At 71.4% G+C, this 8246-nt stretch carries 7 protein-coding genes, 1 tRNA gene and 1 pseudogene; 5 read left to right on the top strand and 4 right to left on the bottom strand.

What is annotated here, in order from left to right:
- Nucleotides 1-226 (bottom strand): annotated as a pseudogene (locus tag DBR36_RS01335) (hypothetical protein); the annotation flags it as partial.
- A 145-nt stretch (nucleotides 227-371) separates the two neighbouring features.
- On the opposite strand from DBR36_RS01335, the gene DBR36_RS01330 reads away from it, so the two are divergent.
- Together DBR36_RS01330 and DBR36_RS01325 are read left to right on the top strand one after the other, a co-directional pair.
- Complete coding sequence (locus DBR36_RS01330) at nucleotides 372-1046, top strand: response regulator transcription factor (protein ID WP_108317229.1); 675 nt, start codon at nucleotides 372-374, stop codon at nucleotides 1044-1046.
- Complete coding sequence (locus DBR36_RS01325) at nucleotides 1043-2476, top strand: HAMP domain-containing sensor histidine kinase (RefSeq protein WP_181373435.1); 1434 nt, start codon at nucleotides 1043-1045, stop codon at nucleotides 2474-2476. The genes DBR36_RS01330 and DBR36_RS01325 overlap by 4 nt, the downstream gene beginning before the upstream one ends.
- 146 nt (nucleotides 2477-2622) lie before the next feature.
- On the opposite strand, the gene DBR36_RS01320 is transcribed toward DBR36_RS01325, so the two are convergent.
- Complete coding sequence (locus DBR36_RS01320; protein WP_181373434.1) at nucleotides 2623-2964, bottom strand: ATP-dependent DNA ligase; 342 nt, start codon at nucleotides 2962-2964, stop codon at nucleotides 2623-2625.
- 304 nt (nucleotides 2965-3268) lie between these two features.
- Here DBR36_RS01320 and DBR36_RS01315 point away from each other — a divergent pair, with 304 nt between their 5' ends.
- The 3 genes from DBR36_RS01315 to DBR36_RS01305 all read left to right on the top strand — a co-directional run bounded on the left by DBR36_RS01315 (nucleotide 3269) and on the right by DBR36_RS01305 (nucleotide 6693).
- Nucleotides 3269-4672, top strand: coding sequence for a hemolysin family protein (locus DBR36_RS01315; protein WP_108317228.1), 1404 nt, complete (start codon nucleotides 3269-3271; stop codon nucleotides 4670-4672).
- Entirely contained in the window at nucleotides 4669-5691 is a 1023-nt protein-coding gene (locus DBR36_RS01310) for a CNNM domain-containing protein (protein ID WP_108317227.1), read from the top strand. The genes DBR36_RS01315 and DBR36_RS01310 overlap by 4 nt, the downstream gene beginning before the upstream one ends.
- 183 nt (nucleotides 5692-5874) lie before the next feature.
- Nucleotides 5875-6693 (top strand): SDR family oxidoreductase, encoded by an 819-nt coding sequence (locus DBR36_RS01305; protein WP_108317226.1) that lies wholly within the window; start codon nucleotides 5875-5877, stop codon nucleotides 6691-6693.
- A 181-nt stretch (nucleotides 6694-6874) separates the two neighbouring features.
- Here the strand turns inward: DBR36_RS01305 and DBR36_RS01300 are convergent, their stop codons facing one another.
- Both DBR36_RS01300 and DBR36_RS01295 read right to left on the bottom strand, forming a co-directional pair.
- On the bottom strand, nucleotides 6875-7684 hold the full coding sequence (locus tag DBR36_RS01300; RefSeq protein WP_258222503.1) for a zinc-ribbon domain-containing protein: 810 nt from the start codon (nucleotides 7682-7684) through the stop codon (nucleotides 6875-6877).
- A 218-nt stretch (nucleotides 7685-7902) separates the two neighbouring features.
- A tRNA-Ile gene (locus tag DBR36_RS01295) sits at nucleotides 7903-7976 on the bottom strand.
- Between the last annotated feature and the right edge of the window lie 270 nt (nucleotides 7977-8246).

The following is an 8246-nucleotide window of genomic DNA, read 5'->3' as shown; positions in this document are numbered from 1 at the left end:
GTGCCGAGCCCGGGCCGGTCGACCCGCCGTCGGCACTGGGGGCCGAGGTGGCTGCGGCCAACGGCGTCGCGCCGTTCTGCGCGGCGAGGGCGGCCGTTCCTCCGGTCAGGCCCGCCGCGACGATCACGGCGCCGGCGATGAGCGCCGGTCCGCGCCACGAGCGGCGGCGGGGCTCGGGTGTCTCCTCGTGACGAGGGATCGGCAGGGTGGGGTTGTCGTCGTTCATGTCTTCTTCCCGTGCCGGTGGCGATCACCGACTCTGAGACCAGATTCCGAACCGGGACTGAAGCGAACCTGAAGCCGGGCGCACCCGGGCGTTCGCATACGCAAGCCATACTTCACGTCCAGGAGTCGTCCGTATCGTCGGGCGGATGTCCCCTTCCGCGCGCGTGCTCGTCCTCGACGACGACGAGACCATCCGCCTCGCTGTGACGACCGCACTCCGGGCCGACGGCTTCGTCGCCGAGGCGGCCCCGGACGGCACCGACCTGGACGAGCGGTTGCGCGCGTTCCGCCCCGACCTGGTGATCCTGGACTGGATGATGCCCGGGCCGAGCGGCATCCGATTGCTTCCGGTGGTGCGCGAGGCGGGAGACGCGGCCGTCATCATGCTGACCGCGCGGGACGAGGTCGACGATCGGCTGCGCGGCTTCGCCGAGGGCGCCGACGACTACGTCGTGAAGCCGTTCACGATGGCGGAGCTCGTCGCGCGGTCCACCGCGGTGCTCCGCCGCCGCGGACGGCTCCCCCAGACCATCTCGGTGGGTGATCTCGTGGTAGACCCGGACGCGGCGACCGCGCACCGCGGCGGCGCGGCGCTCGATCTGACGGCGACGGAGTTCCGACTGCTGCACCTGCTGGCCGACAGCCGGGGGCGAACGCTGTCGAAGGCGCAGATCCTGACGCAGGTGTGGGGGTACGAGGACTACGACCCGAATCTGGTCGAGGTGCACCTGAGCGCCCTGCGGCGCAAGATGGAGCAGAACGGCCCCCGTCTGATCCACACCGTGCGAGGGCTCGGGTATCGCCTGAGCGTTGCACCGTGAGAGCGCGGGAGGCGACCGCGCCGCTGCGGTCGGGATCGCTCCGGCGCCGGACGATCGTCGCGGTGCTCGCCGTGGTCGCTCTCCTGCTGGTCGTGCTGGCCGTCGTGGTGGACCTGGCCCTCGGGGCCCGCCTGCGCGGGCAGATCGAGGAGAGGCTGCGCGATCGGGCCGCGGCGGCCGCCTCGCTGGTGGGCACCGTCGATGACGCCGACCTGGCGGAGCGTCTGTCGGATCAGGGTCTCGCCGTGCGCATCGACAGTGCCGGCGGCGGCTCGGTGGTGGCAGGACCGAGTCCGGAGCAGCTGCGTCAGGGGCCTCCCGGCCCCGGGGGGCCCGGCCCCGGCGAGCGATCGGAGCCCTCGCCGAGCGCCTCGACCAACGGGGTCGAGGTCGTGGCATCCGCCGTGTCGGGAGACGACCAGCTCGTCACCCTGCGCTCGACGCTGAGCGACGGGTCGACGCTGACGCTCACCGCCTCGGCCGTGGGCGTCGGCGAGACGCTCGTCCAGGTGCGGTGGATCGTCGCGGTGTCCTCGGTGGGTGTGCTCGTGCTCGCGGCCGGGGCCGTCACCCTGGCGGTGCGGCGGAGCCTGCAACCCCTCGATCAGGTGTCGCGGGTGGCCCGCGCGATCGGCGCGGGCGAGCGGGAACGCCGGTTGCGGCCGACGCGTTCCGACACCGAGATCGGTCGCGTGGCCACGGCGCTCGACGACATGCTCGACGACGTCGTCGGGGCGGAGCACGCCGCGCGCGACGCCGAAGCCCGGCTGCGGGCGTTCCTGTCGGACGCCGCGCACGAGCTGCGCACCCCGGTGGCGGGCATCCGCGCGGCGGCCGAGACCCTGGTGCGCGCCGACCTCGAGGGCCCGGATCGCGAGGTCCTCGCCGCGCACGTCGCCCGCGAGGCGGCGCGGGCGTCGCGCCTGGTGGACGACCTGTTGACGATGGCCCGCGTCGATCGCGGCCTCGAACTCGTGCGCGCGCGGGCGGACCTGCGCGACCTGGTGCGGACCGAGGCACGTCGGGTGCCGCTGACCCACCCCTCGTTGACCGTGCGGGTCGACGTCCCCGACACCGTCGTGCCCGTCGACGTCGACGTCGACCGCATCGCGCAGGTGCTGTCGAATCTCGTCGAGAACGCGGCTCGGGCGACCGCAGGACGCGGGACGGTGGCGCTGACCCTCGTCCGCGACACGGATGCCGGGACCGCGACGGTCCGCGTGACCGACGACGGGCCGGGGGTGCCGGCGACCGAGCGCGAGCGCATCTTCGACCGGCTCGTGCGCCTCGACGAGGGGCGCGAGAAGGCGGGCGGCGTCGGGCTGGGACTGCCGATCGCCCGGGGGATCGCCCGCGCCCACGGCGGCGATGTGCGGTGCGTCCCCGTCGTGACGGGCGCACGGTTCGACGTCACGCTGCCCGCGGGGTGACGCGGGCCGCGCCCGCCCGCGGCGCAACGTGGCCCGCTGACGGCGGACGGCACGACGCGAGCGCCCACCGAGCGCGGGCGGCGCGATGTCGGATCCGGCGACGGCCGGCGGCACGACGCGCGCGCCCGCCCTCGGCGGGGCGGTCGTCAGGAGGCGGTTCGTCCGCTCGCGGTCTGACGCGTCGGCGTGGGCTGCGGCGCGATGCCCGCGGCGGTGAGCGTCAGACCGTCCGCACCGCTGGCGTCGTGCATCATCTGGTCGACGAGCGCGCGATCGATCGCAGGTTCGCGCCCCCCGTAGAACTGCATGACGAGCGCGTTCGAGGCGTGGATCCACAGGCTCGCCTGGCGGACCCCCTCGTTCACCGGCAGCTGGAGCATGAAGCCCTCGTTGCGGCGCAGCTTGTTCATCACGACGATGCGGAGATGGGCGAGGATGCGGTCGTCGATGTCGAACGATGCGCGGTCTCGATAGATGAGGCGTCCCACGGCGGGTCCTTTTCTGGCGCGTTGAAGCGTACCGGTAGAGCACGGGCGGGACCACGCTGGGAGGCGAGGCAATGCGGGGACCTCCAGTATCGCACCTCGACGGCGCCGGCGGGGCACTCACCGATATATCGGTGGAGCGGGGCGAATGCTCAGTTTCCGCGGCTTTCCGGGCGATATCGTCGAGGGGATCTGCGATCACCGACCCACGAGAGAGAACACCCGTGAGCCCCCACCGCACCTCTGCCTCCAGCGATCAGGAGGGCCGATCTTCGAGCCCTCTCCGTGTGAGAGGGGGTGAGATCTGATGCTGGCTGCGGCCCTGACGCTTCTGTTGGGGATTATCGTGACCCTGGCGATCATCGTCGCCTGCGGATTCTTCGTCGCGCAGGAATTCGCCTACGTGTCCGTGGACCGCGCGCGCCTGGCCGCGCGGGCCGAGAAGGGCGACGCGCAGGCGAAGCGCGTCCTGGCCATCACCAAGCGGACGTCGTTCATGCTGTCCGGCGCTCAGCTGGGCATCACCGTGACGGGACTGCTCATCGGTTACGTCGCCGAGCCGCTCATCGGCGAGTCCATCGGGACCCTGCTCGGCGGCGTCGGCGTCGACCCGGCGGTGTCGGTGCTCATCGGTACCGTGGGCGCGCTGCTGCTGGCGACCGTCGTGACGATGATCTTCGGCGAGCTCTACCCCAAGAACCTCGCCATCGCGAGTCCCGAGCCGCTGGCCCGGGCGTTGGCGGTGCCCACGCGCATCTACCTGCTGCTGTTCGGCTGGCTGATCACGGTGTTCGACGTGTCCGCGAACGCTCTGCTGCGCCTGCTGCGCATCGAGCCCCTCGAGGACGTCGACGAGAGCGCCACCGCGCGCGACCTCGAGGCCATCGTCGAGGAGTCCCGCGTCAGCGGCGACCTGCCCGACGATCTGTCGATGATCATCGACCGCATCCTCGACTTTCCCCAGCGCGACGTCGAGCACGCCATGGTCCCCCGCTCGCAGGTCGGCTCGGTCACGCCCGACACCATCGTCGGCGAAGTGCGCGCGCTCATGGCGACAGGTCACACGCGCTACCCCGTCATCGGCGACGAGGACTCCCCCGTCGGTGTCGTGGAGCTCATCGACATCCTTCGCGAACAGCCCGCCGACGACGCGCCCGTGGCCGCGGTCATGCGCGCCGCGGTCGTCATCCCCACGTCGATGCTGCTGCCGGTCGCCCTCGACCGCATGCGCCGCTCGCGCAACGAGCTCGCGTGCGTCGTCGACGAGTACGGCAACTTCGACGGCATCCTGACCATCGAAGACCTCACCGAAGAGGTGATCGGAGAGCTCTCGGACGAGCACGACGCCGAGGTGACCGAGGTCGCCGCGGTCGGTGACGCCGCGTGGAGCGTGCCCGGCGACCTGCACCTCGACGAGCTGGAGCGTCTGATCGGCCACGACCTCGCCGAGAGCGACGTCGAGACGGTCGCGGGCCTGGTCATCGACGCACACGGCGATCTGCCCCCCGTCGGCACCGTCGTCCGCATCGATCTGCCCGAGCGCCCGAGCGAGAGCGTTCAGGGCTTGGACATCGAGCGCTGGCTCACCATCGAGGTGCGCGAGGTCGACCGCCACGTCCCCTCGCAGCTCGAGGTGCAGCTCGACGAGGTGGACCGGGATGCCGTGCCCGCCGACGAAGACGGCGCACGCGACGAGGAGGTGGCCCGATGAACGGCTGGACCGTCGCCCTCATCACGACCGGCTTGATCATCGCGAGCGCGTTCTTCGTCATCGTCGAGTTCGCCCTGCTCGCCGCGCGTCGGCACCGGCTCGAAGAGCAGGCCGCGACCAGCGCCTCGGCCCGTGCCGCGTTGCGCGGAGTGAACGAGCTCACCGTCATGCTCGCCTTCGCGCAGCTGGGCATCACGGCCTGCACCTTCTTGCTGGGAGCGATCACCAAGCCGGCGATCGACTACGCCCTCGCGCCGGTCTTCGAGGCCTGGGGCCTGCCCTACGTGCTCGCCGACATCATCGCGTTCATGCTCGCGCTCATCGTGGTGACCTTCCTGCACCTGGTGATCGGCGAGATGGCCCCGAAGTCGTGGGCGATCGCGCACCCCGAGACGGCGGCGAAGGCCACCGGCATCCTGGCCCGCGCGCTCACCTGGCCGCTGCGTCCGTTCCTGCTCTGGATCAATCACATTGCGAACCGGCTCGTGAAGGCGTCGGGCGTCGAACCCGTCGACAAGCCCGCCGCGGGCGGTCAAGACGCCGACACGATCCGCGAGCTCGTGGCGCACTCGCGCCAGGCGGGCACGCTCGAGCAGCAGTACTCCGAGCCGATCGCGCAGGCGATCGCGCTGGGGACCCTCACGGTCGGCGACATCGTGCGCACCGACCGGCGCCCGACGGCGGTTCCCGCGGATGCCACGGTCGCCGACATTCAGGCGGTCGCCGCCTCGTCGACCCACCTGCGCATCCTCGTGGGGACGGGCGCCGCGTCTCGTGTCGCCCACGTGCGCGACACGCTCTCCGTCGCCCCGCAGACCCCCGCGCGCGACATCGCGCGAGAGCCGCTGATCCTCGCCCCCGATGCATCGGCGTACGACGCGCTCGCCCGTATGCGTCGCGGTCGGGTGCAACTGGCGACGGTGGTCGACGGCGAACGACTGCTCGGCGTCGTCACTCTGGACGATCTGCTTCGCGAGATCCTGCCGGGGCCGGAAGAGGTGGTCGTCGCTGCGCGGTGAGTCGCGGCATCCACTCCCCCTCATCCGCCCGCCGCCCGCGGGCACGCGCGTCCGGTGCGGTCCCGTGGGCGGCGGGCGTTCGCGTTCACGGAAACGGTGTGCGGAGACTGTCAAGCGGTCCGGAAGTCAGAGGGCGCGGCGTACCGTCGCGTCCGTTCACCCCCTCTCTCGGTAAGGACTTCCATGAGCAAGATCTGGTTCATCACCGGTGCCTCCAAGGGCTTCGGCCGCGAGTGGGCCGAGGCGGCCCTCGAACGCGGTGACAGCGTCGCCGGCACCGCCCGCGATCTGAACGACGTCACCGAGTTGGTGGACGCCTACCCCGACACCTTCTTGCCCCTGCAGCTCGACGTGACCGACCACGCCGCCGACACGGCCGCGGTGAATGCTGCGCACGAGCGGTTCGGGCGCCTCGACGTCGTGATCAACAACGCCGGCTTCGGCCACTTCGGCATGGTGGAGGAGCTGGCCGAGGACGAGGTTCGGGCGCAGCTCGAGACCAACTTCTTCGGCGCGCTCTGGGTCACCCAGGCGGCCTTGCCGATCATGCGGGCGCAGGGCTCGGGCCACATCATCCAGGTCTCGAGCATCGGCGGCATCAGCGCGTTCCCGTCCGTGGGCGTGTACCACGCGTCGAAGTGGGCCCTCGAGGGACTCTCGCAGTCGCTCGCGCAGGAGGTCGCGGGATTCGGCATCCATGTCACCCTCATCGAACCCGGCGGTTACTCGACCGATTGGTCGGGTCCGTCGGCGAAGCGCAGCGACGAGATCGAGGCCTACGCGGACGTGCGCGAGCAGGCGTCGAAGCGTCCCTCCGCGGCCGACCCGGGAAAGCCCGAGGCCACCCGCTCCGCGATCCTGAAGGTGGTGGATGCCGACAACCCGCCGCTGCGCATCTTCTTCGGCAAGGCGCCCCTGGGCATCGCCGAGCGGGACTACGAGTCCCGTCTGCAGACCTGGCGCGAGTGGCAGCCCGTGTCCGAGGAGGCGCACGGCTCGTAACGGGGCCGTGCCTGCGCAACGTGGGCTCAAGATCAGCGCAACTACCGCAAGATCGCGAATTGCGCTTCTAACCTGGCGAAGCGGACGACGCGTCGTCCCGCCCCTTCCCGGCTTCGGACCCGAAGCGCGGTCGGGAAGGGGACACCTCGCGGGCCGTGGCGGGCGCCCCCTCGCCGCCTGCTCAGAGAACGTACGCGTCCACGAGCAGCGCACCGCGGATGCTCCTCATCGCGTCAATCAGGCGGTCCAGCGTGCGACCGTTCCACGCCGAAAGCTGCAGGTCGTTCGGCCCGAGCGGCTCGAGAGCACCCGTGCGCAGCCGGATGACCTCCCATCCCGCCGTGCGGAGAGCCCGATCCTTGCGGCGGTCCGCGATCTCGCGCTTTCCGACGTGCTCCAGCCCGTGCCGGCCGATCGTGTCGTACTCGACGGCGACGCGGAGTTCGGCGAAGACGAAGTCCGGCCACACCTCGAGATGGTGGAAGAACGGTTTGGCGACACGCACGGCGTTGAGCCCCTGGTCCAGCGACAGGCGCTCGCGCAGGTCGGAGCGGATGCGATCCTCGACGGCCGACGCCGGAGCGGGCGCGCACGAAGAGGCGAAGGCCGTGCCCACGGGCACGTCGGGGGTCTTCGCGCAGAGTGGCGGCGCGGCCGGTCGGTGGCGCGGTCGCAGGACCGCGGCGGCCGTGACGGCCGGGGCATCGACCGACGCCCGCATCGGCAGGGCGACCGTCCGCCGGGGATTCGCCTGCTCGCTGCACTCGGGGCACCACGCGCTGCGGCGGCGCTCCCGGCCGGGGCGCAACCTCTGCTCTTCGGGCGTCGCCGCGAACCGGTGCCCCGCGTCGCACTGCCACAGCAGCAGGACGTCGGCCGCGGGCGGCACTTGGCTGAGCGCGATCCCCGCGTTGAGGTCGGGGTGGTACTGGCGGATGAGCGCGGGGTACGCCGCCCATGCGTCTCGATACGCGCCCACGGCATAGGGCACGTCGAGTCCCTTCGACTACTGTCGTCGGGCCCACCAGGTCTGCACGCGTTCCGCCACGGCGGTGAAGCTAGCGTCGACCTCCGACATCGAGCGAGACTCCGGAGTCGACCCGAGGCGATCACCGCCGCCAGCGCGGCCATGATCCGTGGGCGCGCCCGCTCGAACAACGGGTCGACCCGGTGATCGACGTCTACGAGTCCGCGATGAACTCCGTGTCGTAGGGCGGGTGGGACTTGAACCCACGATCGTCGGGTTATGAGCCCGCTGCCTTGACCAGCTTGGCCACCGCCCCCAGCGATGACGAGCCTACCGGCATCCGGTTGTCCAGACCGCGCTCCCTGCTCCGCGAAGCCGCGAGGGGTGTGGTGAGGGTGTTTGTGAGCTGGCACGAGGGGGCACCGTGGCGAGCGCCCGCGCGTTGGGGGAATGATGGGGATCAGCATGATTCGCACAGGACTGACCGTCGTCACCGTCGCTCTCGTGTTCGGGCTGACATCCTGCTACGGCGGGCCCAGTGCCGCCGACCGGGAGGCTCGCTTGACAGCTGCCCTCGAATCCGGAG

The organism is Microbacterium sp. HMWF026 (assembly GCF_003061325.1).
Taxonomy (GTDB): domain Bacteria; phylum Actinomycetota; class Actinomycetes; order Actinomycetales; family Microbacteriaceae; genus Microbacterium; species Microbacterium testaceum_E.
This window is presented reverse-complemented; position numbering and strand designations above follow the sequence as displayed.

What these genes read in the sequence shown, in the direction of transcription:
- DBR36_RS01330 (WP_108317229.1), top strand. Translation starts at nt 372, where the DNA reads ATGTCCCCTTCCGCGCGCGTGCTCGTCCTCGACGACGACGAGACCATC.
- DBR36_RS01315 (WP_108317228.1), top strand. Translation starts at nt 3,269, where the DNA reads ATGCTGGCTGCGGCCCTGACGCTTCTGTTGGGGATTATCGTGACCCTG.
- DBR36_RS01310 (WP_108317227.1), top strand. Translation starts at nt 4,669, where the DNA reads ATGAACGGCTGGACCGTCGCCCTCATCACGACCGGCTTGATCATCGCG.
- DBR36_RS01305 (WP_108317226.1), top strand. Translation starts at nt 5,875, where the DNA reads ATGAGCAAGATCTGGTTCATCACCGGTGCCTCCAAGGGCTTCGGCCGC.